Source organism: Hymenobacter sp. HDW8, assembly GCF_011305775.1.
GTDB classification, from domain to species: domain Bacteria; phylum Bacteroidota; class Bacteroidia; order Cytophagales; family Hymenobacteraceae; genus Hymenobacter; species Hymenobacter radiodurans.
Genome location: NZ_CP049907.1, coordinates 74,766 through 87,967, shown reverse-complemented (window position 1 = coordinate 87,967; position 13,202 = coordinate 74,766). Strand labels below are relative to the sequence as shown.

Sequence of the window (13,202 nt, the reverse complement as noted above, 5' to 3'; positions counted from 1 at the left end):
TTCATACCGCTCACTCGGCTTATTTACCGCAAAGCATAGCCATAGTACTAGCCTAATTCACTAATGCGACCCCCTTACTATTCTTCCTTAACGGGTGTGCGAGCAGTAGCTGCGTTCATGGTCTATTTGCACCATTATAATCCGGGGCAACTAATATTTAACAGTCCTTTTTTAAAATCTATATTTCACGAATTCCACGTAGGAGTAACAATTTTCTTTACCCTTAGTGGTTTTCTTATTACAGAAAGATACTTTGCTACTGATGTAGTATCCATCAAAAATATAAAAACATACCTTATCAATCGATTTGCGAGGATATACCCCTTGTATATTATTTTGACTCTTCCAGTCTTTTTTATTGCTTTTTATAATGTGGGTTTTAGTAGATACTATTTATATGCGCTTATCCTAAACATTACGCTTCTTAAGAGTTTATCTCTAGAATACGCATTCACTGGGCTGCCCCAGGCTTGGTCGCTAACCGTGGAGGAGTGTTTCTATTTTTTTGCCATATTCTTTTTCGCAGCTCTAAATGCTCCCCGATTCAGTAAAGCTATAGTTTGGATATCAGCTATAGTTTTACTACCCGCGACAGGGTTTGTACTGGTTAAAATCTTCAACAATCTGCACTTGCCATTCTTTGAAAATATATCCTTTGTGGCATACACTACTTTTTTTGGCCGCTTTTTCGAGTTCTTTATTGGCGCTGGTTTAGCGTTGTTATTAAAGAAAGTAAAAACTAATCATTATTTACCTTTTCTCACGTACGGAGGCATTACACTATTTTCACTTGGCGTATTCGCATTAACAAAAATAAAAATAGCGTACGAAGCTAATTTTGGCATAAGCCCACCCATTGGTATTGCAGTAAATAACCTTTATTTTCCTTTATGCATAGCCATTATATTTATGGGATTACTCAGAGAAAAAAGCCTTATATCAACGTTTTTATCTACCAAACTATTATCTGTACTTGGGAAAAGCTCTTATGCATTTTACCTGATTCATATGGGCCTTATTCACGAGTTACTGTCGCCTTATTTCAATGAGGAATCAATATTAGGGGCTGTGGCCATTTATTTGGTCCTGGTAGTGTTAGCAATAGCTTTGTATTTCTTTTTCGAAGAGCCAGTAAATAAAAAAATCAAATCACTTACTTCTCGTCACAATTGGCCAACTCCTACTTCCAGTTCAAGCAATTCCGCATTGAGCAAGGCCAGTGTGCGATGAAGGTGTGCACCGATGCCTGTGTGCTCGGTGCGGCGGCTTACTTATCTGAAGATACTCGCCTCTTGGATATCGGCACGGGTACTGGGCTGTTGGCCTTAATGGCCGCCCAGCGAAATCCTGCTATTCGGATAGACGCAGTTGAAATAGATGAACTGGCGGCCGCACAAGCGATTGATAACGTGACGGCCAGTCCTTGGCCAGAGCGCATCAAGGTTCACGGAATGAGTTTAGCGCAATTTGCTGGTACCCAACCAGAGCCTTTCGATCATATTATCTCTAATCCGCCTTTTTTTCGGCATTCCCTGCGCTCTCCTGACGTAGCCCGGACAACGGCCCGCCACACCGCCACTGATACGTTATCCTTTGAGGCACTAATTGCCTTCACTGCACAATATCTGACCCACAGCGGTCGGCTTACTATACTATTGCCTCCGCCGGAAATGCACCATTTCGAACAAACGGCAGCCTTAGGGGGCTTTTTTCCTAGCGTGCAGCTGGAATTGCATCATCGCTTGGGTAGCCGAGCCAACCGACATATTACTACCTTCACCCGAATGCCGGTGGCTACTAAAAGTCACAGTCTGGCCATCTACACTGAGACTGGGTCAGCGTATTCTCCCGAATTTAAGGCTTTGCTACGCGACTTTTATCTGGCTTTCTGAGCTGCTTCTGCCATTCTTAATAAACCTTAGCACGTTAAGAATCGCCCACAAGCTCAAACCTGATGTGAAAACGATTTATTAATCCGGAAGCTCGCTTTCTTCTTCCTGAAATTGAATTCCGTACTCAGCCTCTAGTTCAGCCAAAATCGGCTCGTATAAGTTGGCGTGCGTTGGGATAACCACGCCACGCTGGGGCACCAGACCACGGGTAAGGCGGCGCACGGCCATTCCCAGGGGCAAGCCTACTGTTTTGGCCATTGCCGTGTGCGTGGCGTCGTCGCCGGGCACAACCAGCGAGGAGGTACGCCGGTATCGTTTGCCCTGCAACGTAAACTCAAACAGGTGCTGCATCACAATCAAGTCGCGGTCGCCAGGCTGGAGACGCCATTTTTCGGTCAGTAAATGCTCCAGTAGCTGGGCGGGCGTGGCATTGGGTAGGCCAACCGCTACATGCTTGAATAGCCCGAGCCAGCTGAGCAGTCGCATTTCCTCCCCTTCCGGATTCAACTCCAGATAATCGGCAAAGTGTATTGCCAAATTGCCCCCCACGGCAGCGGCGGGAGGCAAATAGGCAGCAATAAGTTGTTGCCACGTCCAATCGGCTGTATTTCCCAAATGCACGGTGTCATCGGTGAGGCCGAGGCGCACCAAAGCATTCCAGGCAGCACAATAGCCCGGCCGGCGTAGGGTGCCGCGCAAAATGGTCGGGATAGTATCGAGGCCATACGGCGCGCGGTAACTGAGCGAATCGCGATTAGCATAGCCTTCAAACTGTCCGTAGCCGGGCACTTCCAACACCTCAAAGCGGCGAAATAGCTGTTGGTACGGAATAAAATGCGGCCGACCATTTTCAAGGTATTTGGCGGTGCTTTGCCCAGCCAAAACCACATTGCGCGGGTTCCAGGTAAACTTGTATCGCCACGGATTATCCCCTTCTGACTCGGGAGTAAGCAAACCGCCACAGTAGGATTTGAAAGACAGTAATTGTCCCCCACGGGCCCGAATCGCGCCTATTGCCTGCATCGCCGACATATGATCGAGACCCGGGTCGAGGCCACACTCCATCAGCAGCGTGACGCCGGCGGCCTGGGCTTCTGCATCTAAGGCCCGAATTTCGTCGGTGGCGTAGCTAGCGGTGGCCAGGTGACGGCCGTGGTGCAGGCAAGCGCGAGCTACCATAGGATGAAACGCCGCGGGCAGCATGGATATCACTACATCAGCGGCAGCTACTAATTCATTCAGCAGCACATCATTCTGAATATCAAATGGTACTACGCGGGCGTATTCGGTGTGCGCTACGAGTATGGGCACCAAATGAGCTGGCTGCACATCGGCCACGGTGAGGTACCAGCCCTCACTGGGCGCATGGCGCAAGAGGTAGTTTATCAGAGAAGACGCCGAACGACCGGCCCCGAGCAGCAGAATATTTTTCAAGAGATGGGTGCGAAGTGATGCGCAATTGTACGAACTCTATCTCTAATTGGAGCCTGACGGCTGGGCATTACGTTTATTGCGAAGAGGCAGCAGTTGCAAATACTGTTGGGGCTGCTAACGAACGAGGCAGGGGCGTGGGGGGCAAATTTTTGAATGTTTGGATGTAGATACACTTGTAAAAGGATAAATGTCTTACATTCACCGCCCCTTCTCCTACCGGGGCCGCTTGGTTGGTGATGGAACGCTGCATTTCCTTAGACCTGCCAATGGCTCACCCGTTACAACTGACTATTACTGTGGATGTACTGGCTTCCGAAGCGGAGCTCACACCATCCGAAGCCATCATTTGGCACGCGGCCCGCGCCGCCACCGATCATGCCTACGCTCCTTACTCTCACTTTAATGTGGGTGCTGCGCTGCTCCTCGACGACGGCTCGGTTTTCCGGGGTTCAAATCAGGAAAATGCGGCGTATCCATCGGGTTTGTGCGCCGAACGTACGGCTTTATTTGGCCTGGCGGTAAGCCAGCCTGAACGTCGCATTGTTGGGATGGCGGTGGCCGCACGCCCGGCTCAGGGCGATTTTATGCTGGCAATGCCGTGCGGAGCCTGCCGCCAAGTGATGACTGAGTACGAAAACCGCCAGGGCCAGCTGATTCCGCTGCTTTTGCCCGGCCCCGAAGGCACTATTTACCGCTTCCGCACGCTGGCCGATTTGCTGCCGTTTCAGTTTTCCGCCGAAAATCTACCGGGGCAGTCCACATAGTTACTGCTGTAATATTCTAACGATCAGGTGTGGCTTTAGCTCAGGAACATCAGCTCACAGTGGCGCGTACGGCGCGGTACTATCAGTTGGGTGAGTTTTCTGAGCGCACCCGGCACGTGTGGTTTGTGTGTCATGGCTACGGACAGTTGGCGGCGTATTTTATCCGGCATTTTGCCGTGCTCACCGAAGCCGACGACATTGTCATACTAGCTCCCGAAGGCCTCTCCCGCTTTTATTTACAGGGCAATGGCGGTCGGATCGGGGCGAGTTGGATGACGCGCGAAGACCGACTGGCTGAGATTGACGACTATGTTGCCTATTTAAATCAATTGGCTGGGACGCTTTTCGAAAAAAGCCCCCCGGCGTAGCTGTCACTGTGTTAGGCTTCTCGCAGGGCGCAGCTACCGTTAGCCGGTGGCTGGCCCGCGCAACGTTTCGGCCAGACCGGCTCATTTTGTGGGCTGGTGCCTTCCCCGACGATATCGACTACGCGGTGGCTACCCATTTACTACAACGCCTGCCAGTAGTGCTAGTGTGCGGCGACCAAGACGAATTTATCAAGGAAGCTGACTTACAAAAGCAGCGCGACTTTCTCCTTAAGTTGGGCGTTGAGCCAACCATCCTGCGCTTTACGGGCAAGCATGAGCTTCAGGCCAGCGTCTTAAGGCAATTGAAGTAGCGCGGCGCTTAGCTGGCTATCAGCATATCAGCATCGTTTTACCTTCCGGGTTGATTTCTTGGCTTTTTTCGAGGCCTCATATCGTTTGCCGGCCTAGGTGAATAATGGAAGCTCGACATAAGCGGTCGTTCTGTGAGGGCGGCATTTTTTGAAAAGCACTTACCGCCGCAAACCAGAAACATAAACTATCAGTGGTTTCTCCCAGTGAACAAGTTGGCATTAATAGCTGATCATTAGAAAGTTGGTTTCGTATAAGACAGCAAGACAATGCTACATTCTTATATTATTTTACGATATATGCCTACAATTAGGTGTTTCTAAGCAGTAGGATCGCATGTAATTGACGGGTAACTTTTCATTGCTAATCAGCTATGCAGCGAGGCATTATCCATTTGACTTATCCCACGTTTGCCTGCGATGGATCAGTAGTGATCAGCGCATCCTCTATTGGCTTTCCCTGCCTGCCCGTTTGCAGTTATGTAATTGTATTTGTGCTGCTTTTGGGATGTGATTTCCTGATGCCATCAGTTGCGAAGGCTGCCCCTAATTTGCCCCCCAAGCTTGCCGATACGCTTTACCTGCGAGAATCGAATGGCGCTCACCTCTCCGAAACCTACCGTTATTACACAGAGCCTTTTTCAGCCCCTGCCACACCTACTCACGCCGATAGTATGTTTAGGTCTGGGGCTTTTAGCGCAGGCCCATGGCATCGGACGCTTAACTTGGGCTTTGCGCACCAGCGACTTTGGCTGCGATTGGCTGTGGTGAATACGTTGCCGCAACGCACACGTTTTATCTGGAGCCTCTATAACTACACCGATAGCGCTACCCTTTACTACCGGCGGGCGGGCGACGAGTTATTTACGCGGGTTTCCGCTGCTTCCTCCCAGGTTCCGGCTGCTGAGCGCATATTTCCGGCTCGGGCCTTGTGCCTGCCGTTCACGCTCGCGACCGGCGAGCAGGCCGAATTATATCTCCGCATTGATCATCATGCGGGCGCTCTCTACGTGCCCACCGACGTGACCACGACCGAGGATTTTCTGGCTTGGGAAGTGAATTATGTTTTTACGAAGCGCTGGATTTGGCTCATCGGGTTTTATTTGGGTAGCGCCGTATTCAACCTTGTTTTGTTCGGGTTCCTACGCGACCGAATTCACCTGTGGTATGTAGCGTATGTGGTCTTCACCACAATTTTCCTGCTAATGGAGGATGGGCTGGATGCGTTGGCTTTTCCGGCCGGTATCTACCGCTTGCTGTGGTCTATTGGCCAATTCAACTTTATGCTGCTGGCAGCAGCCTGCGGGCTTCGCATACTGCAGTTATTTCTGCGGCTGCGCAATGGCTGGTCGTTTCTCTACCGTTTGGGTACTGGTTTGATTGTTACGGCCGCTGTTTTTGTGCTGGTTTACACGCTGCTTTATCCGTCCGCTCGCATTCAGGGAAATACACTGGGTCTTACCCTGCTCAACGGTGGGCGGGAGGTGCTGCTGGTTGCCATTTTCACCTATTGTTGGGTAGCGCTCATAACCGTTTTCCGGGCCCCGAACCACCGCCGCCTGGCTCTCTACTACTCCCTCACCTACTTCTTTTTCTTCGGGGGGTTTGTACTGTTCTGGCTAAACCATGTTGGGCTTACAACACTACATTTGGTTGAGCCCAATGCTTTGGCTTGGGGGCTATTTCTGGAGCTGTTGGTACTAAGCTTCTTGCTCACCGGACGCTTTCGCCACACATTACGCCAAAATGCCAAGCTGCGCATCCGGCAGCTTCGCCAGCGCAATGACATGGGCGCCCGCCTGATAGCTGCTCAGGAAGAAGAACGTGAACACCTGGCCCGTGAATTACACGACGCCTTGGGGCCAAATCTCATGGCCTTGCACATGGCCTGGCAAGGGCAGGCAATTCGTGATGCCCTGGCTGCATTCCCCGAGGCCGCCGCCGCCGCACGCCAAACCGAATTGCTATTGCGCCACCTGCGCGACGAGGTGCGTACCCTAAGTCATGCGCTGCTGCCCGCCGAGCCCGGCCTGGGTGGTTTAAGCGACTCTATAGCGCACTTAGGCGAGCTATTGAATCTCTACGGCCACCCTACCGTGCGCACCTACTGTGATGCCCAACTCGACACTATTCCGCAACCCTTGCAAATGTCAGCTTATCGAATTGCGGCTGAGTTGCTAAATAACGCGGTGCGCCATGCTCGTGCCTCCGAAGTAAACGTGCAGCTACTCAGACACCCAACCTCCTTGGAGGTTCTGGTAGAAGATAATGGAAAAGGCTTTGAATCAAGTACTGCTGGCAATGGCATTGGCTTGCGGGGCGTACGTGCCCGCGCCGATTATTTGGGCGGTCAGGTTCACATCGATAGCTCCAGCACTGGCACCAGTATCATGGTTTGGCTACCGTGTTGAGCTCGGAAAGTCTTGCTAGCAAGGTCAGGGTGAGCTGTCATTTCCACCACGCCTTCGGCAGGCTACGCTACTAACTGTTGATGCTATGTTTTGCTATCGACTATAACTTGTGAACAAAAAAGCCCCCAATTCATATTTGGGGGGCTTTTTTGTTCACAGTTTTATCTTGAAAGCGGATACTTATAATTCTTTTCGCATGGTAGTAGCGGCTGCTTGCGCGGCTGGCAAAAGCAGAACTTCCGCGATGTTTACGTGGGCCGGACGCGTAACCATAAACTGAATGACATCTGCCACATCTTCGGCTCGCAGGGGTTCGTAGCCTTTATACACGTTACTGGCGCGTTCAGTATCTCCTTTGAAGCGAACCGTTGAGAACTCCGTTTCTACCGCCCCCGGATTGACCTCTGCCACCCGAATGTGGTGGGGCAACAGATCCAAGCGCATACCTTTTGAAAGCGCAGCTACGGCCGCTTTGGAGGCACAATACACGTTGCCATTGGCATAGGTTTCACTCCCGGCAATCGAGCCAATATTGATAATGTGGCCCTGCTTACGTTGCACCATGCTGGGTAAAATGGCTTGGCTCACGTTGAGCAGACCTTTGACATTACTGTCCAGCATTTGATCCCAATCGTCGGGGTCGCCGTCTTGAATTGGAGCTAGGCCATGCGCACCACCAGCATTATTGACCAGCACATCGATTTGCTGAAACTCTGCAGGCAGACTCGCCACGGCAGCATCGGTGGCCGCACGGTCGCGCACGTCGAAGAGCAGCAGATGCACGGGTGTAGGGGCAAGCTGTAGCGCTAGTTCTTCTAGTCGTTCCCGCCGGCGCCCCGTCACAACAAGTTGAAAACCCGCGTGGGCCAGTGTTACGGCCGTCGCCCGACCAATTCCTGAAGAAGCGCCTGTAATGAAAGCTGTTTTCATGATAAGCTGTGCAAATATGGAAGTTACAGACAAGAAAAAAAGCCCCCCAGAGCACGGAATCAGGCGCTGGGGGGCTTTTTTGGCTCTTGATCTATTCGAAAGTAAAATATAGTGTAACAGTGTGAGCGCGCATACTTTGCAGGCTACGGCTGTACACGTTGTCGCCGGGCTGTAAGAGGTTGGTCAAGCCGTGAGATACTCTTAATTCAGGCGCAAATTTAAACAGCGGGTAGAATAAGTCGAGCCCAACACCATACTCAATGGCTATGTCGCTATCATCGGTGCGGAGCAGGTTTCGCTCAGGGTCTTTTCGGCGGTTGCCCACGTTAAAGCTCGGCTTGACGCCTCCTACTACATACACCCGCGTGTTGCGCCGCCGGTCAGAGTGAAACTTCAACAAAAGTGGAAATTCAAGCTGCGTAGTTCCTATTTCCTGCGTCTGAATGGAGTCGCTGGTGAGTAGAGGTTTAAACTCCACGCGGCGCGTGATAAAGCTCACTCCCGGCGCGAAACGCAAGTTGAAATGATTAGCTAAGCGTACATCACCCACAAAACCAACCGAAAAGCCGGGACTGATTATAGAGTTAGCGGTTACCGCCTGGCTGCCTACATACGCTTGCGACTGCTCAATGCGGTAACTCGAGAAATTGGGCGCGATATAAAAGCCAGGGTGAAACCACCGGTTGTCATAATCGGCCAAGTTATCGACGGTGATAGATTTAATATTTCCCCGCTTACCAATTTTGGCGCGGGTCTTTCGCTGCGCCTCTGCACTTAATGGCAGCAGCAACAAAAGAAATCCGACGAGAGCCAGACAATTTATTTTTGAGCTGTGTAAATGGAGCTTATGCCGAACGTGAGGGGTTGCCATGCGGGATTTTTGAAGCCAACCTGCGTTAAAATGGACAGGAAGTCAGGACCATCGGGGAAAGCCTGCACCGATTCGGGCAGGTAGGTGTACGCAGCGCGGTCTTTGGAAATAAGCTTCCCAAAAACGGGCAATACGCGCCGGAAATAGAAATTATACGCTTGCTTGAGCGGGAATGCAGTGGGTTTGGAGAACTCCAGAATCACCATTTTGCCCCCCGGCCGCAATACCCGCTGCATTTCAGCGAGTCCTTGCTTCAGGTTTTCAAAATTACGCACTCCAAACGAAGCAGTCACCGCATCGAAGTGATTATCTGGAAAAGGCAGGCTTTCTGAATCGCCTAGCTCGAGTTGAATACGATGAGAAAGGCCCTTATCGACCAGCTTGCGCCGTCCTACCTCCAGCATACCTTCTGAGATATCAACACCGGTCACCTGCGTTTCCGGCGACAGGCGCAGGCTCTCAATAGCAAAGTCGGCCGTACCGGTAGCAATATCCAGAATGCGCGTCGGGCGCAGATCCTTCAACTGATTCACGGCCTTACGCCGCCAATAAATATCAGTACCAGCGCTCAGGAAGTGATTCAGGAAGTCATACTTGCCAGCGATGCTGTTAAACATCTGGGCTACCTGCGACTTCTTGCCGGCAGCATCGTCTTTATAGGGTACAACAGTCATAAGGATCTGGGGCAAACAACGAAAGAAGGGGGGCAAAATTGCTCAAACATAACGCGGTGGGGGGCATTATGTTGAAAAAAAACGGGTCGGGCATACTGCCCGACCCGTTTTTTAGGGTAGTCGAAAGCCGATTAGTCGTTGTCGGTCTTTACTTTGGTCTTACCGTCAGCATCTTTCACTTTGGAGTCAATCTCGCCATTTTTGGCTTTGGTCTTCGACTCTTCGCCATTGGCTGACTCCGTCTTGATTTTCACTTTCTCATCATCCACTTTCGTTTTGATCGTAGTGCCGTCGGCCGTTTTAACCTTGGCTTTACCATCTGGCAACGCAGTGCCCATAGGAGCAGCAGTTGTGGAAGAGTCTGTGGTCGTAGCTGGCGTGGTTGAAGCTGGGGCTACTGATTGGGAAGTCGATGGCGTCGTGCCAGCGCCGGTAGTGGTAGTGTTGCCACCTGTGTTCAGGGCTGGAGCAGGCTCGCCTTCACGCTGAATCACGCGGAACTCAACCCGACGGTTAAGCTGCATGTTCTCAGGCGTATCATTCGGAGCAGCCGGACGACGCTCACCGTAGCTTGCCGTTACGAGGCGAGCATCAGAGATGCCCTTACGCAGCAAATACTTATAAGCGGCCGTCGAGCGGTTGTCGCCGAGGGTCATGTTGTACTCATCCGTATTACGTGAGTCACAGTGACCTTCCACCGAAATATTTACGCCGGGGTTAGCCTTCAGAATGCTGGCAATTCGATCTAGTTCGGTGATAGACTCAGGACGCAACGCGTACTTATCCGTCTCGAAGTAGATTTTCTTGAAAGCATACACATTGGAGCTGTCCACGTAAGGCACGTAGAAGTTTTTCTCAACGATTGTCGAGTCGTTGATGGCTACTGGCACCTGGAACTCCTCCGTAATGATGTTCTTGCCATCTACGGATACGGCAACCTGATAAGGACGACCCGACAGTACGCTTACCTGGTAATCACCCGTTCCGGGCTTAGTAACGTCGCGGTAGCTAAGGGCAGTCTGGTCAGCCTGTGCACCACTGAACACCAACTCTACGCCTGGAATAACAGTGCTATCACGCTGGCTGAATACTTTACCACGGATAATAGCATTCTTGATGTAGTTGATGGTATAAATATCTTTCTCACCGTAGCCGCCAATGCGGTAGCTAGATAAATACGCATAGGTACCATCTGCACTCAGGCGGTAGTAGGTATCATCATCAGGCGTGTTGATTGGGTAGCCCATATTCTCGGGCCGGCCCCACTTCCGACCTATGGAGTCGTAAGTAGACTTAAAGATGTCATACCCACCCATGGTGTTTAGACCACGTGAGCTGAAGTACATCGTTTTGCCGTCTTTGCTCAAGTAAGGGCTGTCATCATCATACTTGGTGTTGATGCCAGTTACCGGCTTAGGCTTACCCCAGTCTCCATTGCCAGAGCGAGTAGACACATAGATATCCAGCGTATTATCCTCAGAGTACTTACCCGTAGAAAAATACATTGTCTGACCATCTGGCGTAATGTAAGCGTCCGACTCGAAAGCACTGGTATTGATATTGCCATTCAGCTTTTTAGGTGGAGTCCAGTCGCCTCCCGTTTTTTCGGAGTAAAACAGGTCACCATTCTCGTCCTGGCGATACATCAGCATTTTGGTGTCGTTATCGTACACCTGAATGGATGCGTCATGGCCTTTACCGTTGAGGACACCGCTGAGTGAGCGAGGCTTTTCCCACTCATCGTCTCCAATGCGCTTCGCTTCGAAGATATCCTCGAAATACTCACCGTCTGCGGCTAGATTACCGCCTTTTTTGCTATTGCCAGCGCCGGCACCAGTTACATTCTCGCCCCGGGAAGTGAAGAGTAGAACTTTGTCATCGGACGTAATAACGGGGCTATGCTCAGAGTGAATCGTATTAATCGTGGGTCCGAGGTTCTTCACGAAGATGTCCTTCGGAGTGCTGAACTGAACCTTTGCGTTTTTGCTGTGCTGGATCAGCTGCGCCAATTCGGCTTTACGCGTGTCCTTTTGCTTTAGCGTGGCGTTATAGGTCTGATAATGGGTGATTGCCTCATCAAAGTTGTAGTTGAGGTGATCAACCCGGCCCAACCAATACTCAACATCCTTCGAAACCTTCGGCTTCAAACGCTGAGCTTTATAAATATAGTCGCTAGCTTTTTCCTTGTCGAACGACATGTAAGAAACACCGGCCCGAAACAGAGCAAGCGCATTGTTTGGCTCTGCGGCTAGTACCTGCTCGTAAAAAGGAATAGAAGCTCGGTAGTTCTCTTGAGAAAAGAACTTATTCGCAGTCTTGAGTTGCTTACGGGTACCCTGTGCCATTGCGGGCTGAGCTACAGCAGCGGCAAGGGCGAAGGCACAAGAAGCTTTCAATAAACTTCTGACTAAGTTATCCATTGTTGGAGGGGGGTTTATTACTAAAGAGTGCTGGAAGTATGATGTAGCAGAAAGGCGCTTAACTTATGAGGAAAGGAATCCGGTCAAATGGGCCCTTATACTTGAATGTAGTTCTAAAGTTTGGAGCTATTTAGCACGTTCTAAGAAACGGCGTTTAAAAAGTGCAAATAACATTCTAATTAAACCAGCATATTTCTATCCAAAAAGCAGGTACTTGGCGGCAAAGATAGAAATTTTATAATACGACCTTCATCCTATACAATTTAATTAAAAAAAATCCTGTGACGGGTTTTAAACGCATTAAATTCATTGGCCTAAATATATGGAGGCAAATAATAATGTGCGCGCATAATGCATGCAACAACAACGCTCTGCGAGTAAACTAAATAGCTACGGAGCGTTACGGCCAAGGCTTTCACTTACCTTTGCAGCATCACCCGTGCAGAGAAAACCATGCTGATTCGCGAAGCTAAATTTGTTACAAGTAACTCACGTGCAGACCAATGCCCGCCCCCTACCCTGCCTGAATACGCTTTTATCGGGCGCTCGAACGTGGGGAAGTCTTCACTGATTAACATGCTTACGAATCAGAAAGGATTAGCTAAAACCTCCTCTTCTCCTGGCAAGACGCAGCTAATAAATCACTTTCTTATTAACAATGAGTGGTATTTGGTCGACTTGCCGGGTTATGGCTATGCCAAAGTAAGCAAGACAGCGCGAGCGACTTGGAGCAAAATGATTGGATTCTACATGCGCCAGCGCGAGAACCTGACTTGCGTGTTTGTGCTTATCGACTCGCGCCATCCGCCCCTCGCCCCTGATATTGAGTTTATCGAGATGCTGGGCAAAGAAGGCGTTCCTTTCGTGCTTGTATTTACCAAAGCCGATAAGCAATCGGGCTCACGTACCCAGCAAAATGTGGTAGATTATACCCGAAAGCTAAGTGAAACCTGGGACGAACTTCCGCGCTATTTTATCACCTCAGCGGAGGATATGACGGGCCGCGATGAAGTGCTGGATTTTATTAATGAGATAAATAAGCAGCTAGCGCAGACACCAGACACTCCTTAAATTGGCCTTGTAATTGCCAATACGAGAATATTATTTTTCGACGTATTAATCTGTTTTTT

Annotated in this window: 12 protein-coding genes; 7 read left to right on the top strand and 5 right to left on the bottom strand. The window is 50.3% G+C overall.

The features are described from left to right. Window positions 1-117 precede the first annotated feature (117 nt). The gene (locus G7064_RS00405) at window positions 118-1,230 is read left to right on the top strand and encodes an acyltransferase family protein (protein WP_166072009.1); all 1,113 of its coding nucleotides are present in this window, start codon (window positions 118-120) and stop codon (window positions 1,228-1,230) included. Continuing rightward, a complete protein-coding gene (locus G7064_RS00400; RefSeq protein WP_240935626.1) occupies window positions 1,170-1,892 on the top strand; it encodes a tRNA1(Val) (adenine(37)-N6)-methyltransferase in 723 nt (240 codons plus the stop codon). Before G7064_RS00405 ends, G7064_RS00400 begins: the two co-directional genes overlap by 61 nt. A gap of 78 nt (window positions 1,893-1,970) precedes the next feature. Here G7064_RS00400 and G7064_RS00395 read toward each other — a convergent pair whose 3' ends face one another. Further along, the gene (locus G7064_RS00395) at window positions 1,971-3,326 is read right to left on the bottom strand and encodes a saccharopine dehydrogenase family protein (protein ID WP_166072008.1); all 1,356 of its coding nucleotides are present in this window, start codon (window positions 3,324-3,326) and stop codon (window positions 1,971-1,973) included. A gap of 266 nt (window positions 3,327-3,592) precedes the next feature. On the opposite strand from G7064_RS00395, the gene cdd reads away from it, so the two are divergent. The 4 genes from cdd (at window position 3,593) to G7064_RS00380 (ending at window position 7,177) form a co-directional block, all read left to right on the top strand. Further along, window positions 3,593-4,090: a cytidine deaminase gene (cdd, locus tag G7064_RS00390; RefSeq protein WP_166072007.1), complete on the top strand. Its 498-nt coding sequence runs from the start codon at window positions 3,593-3,595 to the stop codon at window positions 4,088-4,090. A gap of 29 nt (window positions 4,091-4,119) precedes the next feature. Next, on the top strand, window positions 4,120-4,458 hold the full coding sequence (locus G7064_RS22035) for a hypothetical protein (RefSeq protein ID WP_240935624.1): 339 nt from the start codon (window positions 4,120-4,122) through the stop codon (window positions 4,456-4,458). Window positions 4,459-4,466: 8 nt separating this feature from the next. Then, window positions 4,467-4,769: an alpha/beta hydrolase gene (locus G7064_RS22030; RefSeq protein WP_240935623.1), complete on the top strand. Its 303-nt coding sequence runs from the start codon at window positions 4,467-4,469 to the stop codon at window positions 4,767-4,769. 371 nt (window positions 4,770-5,140) lie between these two features. After that, on the top strand, window positions 5,141-7,177 hold the full coding sequence (locus tag G7064_RS00380; protein ID WP_166072006.1) for a 7TM diverse intracellular signaling domain-containing protein: 2,037 nt from the start codon (window positions 5,141-5,143) through the stop codon (window positions 7,175-7,177). A gap of 180 nt (window positions 7,178-7,357) precedes the next feature. Here G7064_RS00380 and G7064_RS00375 read toward each other — a convergent pair whose 3' ends face one another. The 4 genes from G7064_RS00375 to G7064_RS00360 form a co-directional block, all read right to left on the bottom strand. Further along, window positions 7,358-8,107 (bottom strand): SDR family NAD(P)-dependent oxidoreductase, encoded by a 750-nt coding sequence (locus G7064_RS00375; RefSeq protein ID WP_166072005.1) that lies wholly within the window; start codon window positions 8,105-8,107, stop codon window positions 7,358-7,360. A 91-nt stretch (window positions 8,108-8,198) separates the two neighbouring features. After that, window positions 8,199-8,900, bottom strand: a complete 702-nt coding sequence (locus tag G7064_RS00370) for a porin family protein (RefSeq protein ID WP_166072004.1) — start codon at window positions 8,898-8,900, stop codon at window positions 8,199-8,201. A 26-nt stretch (window positions 8,901-8,926) separates the two neighbouring features. Beyond that, window positions 8,927-9,652 carry a bifunctional demethylmenaquinone methyltransferase/2-methoxy-6-polyprenyl-1,4-benzoquinol methylase UbiE gene (gene ubiE / locus G7064_RS00365; protein WP_133273131.1) on the bottom strand — a complete coding sequence of 242 codons (726 nt, stop codon included), beginning with the start codon at window positions 9,650-9,652 and terminating at the stop codon, window positions 8,927-8,929. Window positions 9,653-9,783: 131 nt separating this feature from the next. Next, a complete protein-coding gene (locus G7064_RS00360; RefSeq protein WP_240935621.1) occupies window positions 9,784-11,997 on the bottom strand; it encodes an OmpA family protein in 2,214 nt (737 codons plus the stop codon). A 528-nt stretch (window positions 11,998-12,525) separates the two neighbouring features. On the opposite strand from G7064_RS00360, the gene yihA reads away from it, so the two are divergent. After that, window positions 12,526-13,143, top strand: a complete 618-nt coding sequence (yihA, locus tag G7064_RS00355) for a ribosome biogenesis GTP-binding protein YihA/YsxC (protein WP_166072001.1) — start codon at window positions 12,526-12,528, stop codon at window positions 13,141-13,143. The last annotated feature ends 59 nt before the right edge of the window (window positions 13,144-13,202 follow it).

Excerpts from the sequence above, each read along its gene's own strand:
- G7064_RS00375 (WP_166072005.1), bottom strand. The coding sequence starts at position 8,107 with ATGAAAACAGCTTTCATTACAGGCGCTTCTTCAGGAATTGGTCGGGCG.
- yihA (WP_166072001.1), top strand. The coding sequence starts at position 12,526 with ATGCTGATTCGCGAAGCTAAATTTGTTACAAGTAACTCACGTGCAGAC.
- cdd (WP_166072007.1), top strand. The coding sequence starts at position 3,593 with ATGGCTCACCCGTTACAACTGACTATTACTGTGGATGTACTGGCTTCC.
- G7064_RS00405 (WP_166072009.1), top strand. The coding sequence starts at position 118 with ATGGTCTATTTGCACCATTATAATCCGGGGCAACTAATATTTAACAGT.
- G7064_RS00360 (WP_240935621.1), bottom strand. The coding sequence starts at position 11,997 with ATGGCACAGGGTACCCGTAAGCAACTCAAGACTGCGAATAAGTTCTTT.
- ubiE (WP_133273131.1), bottom strand. The coding sequence starts at position 9,652 with ATGACTGTTGTACCCTATAAAGACGATGCTGCCGGCAAGAAGTCGCAG.
- G7064_RS00380 (WP_166072006.1), top strand. The coding sequence starts at position 5,141 with ATGCAGCGAGGCATTATCCATTTGACTTATCCCACGTTTGCCTGCGAT.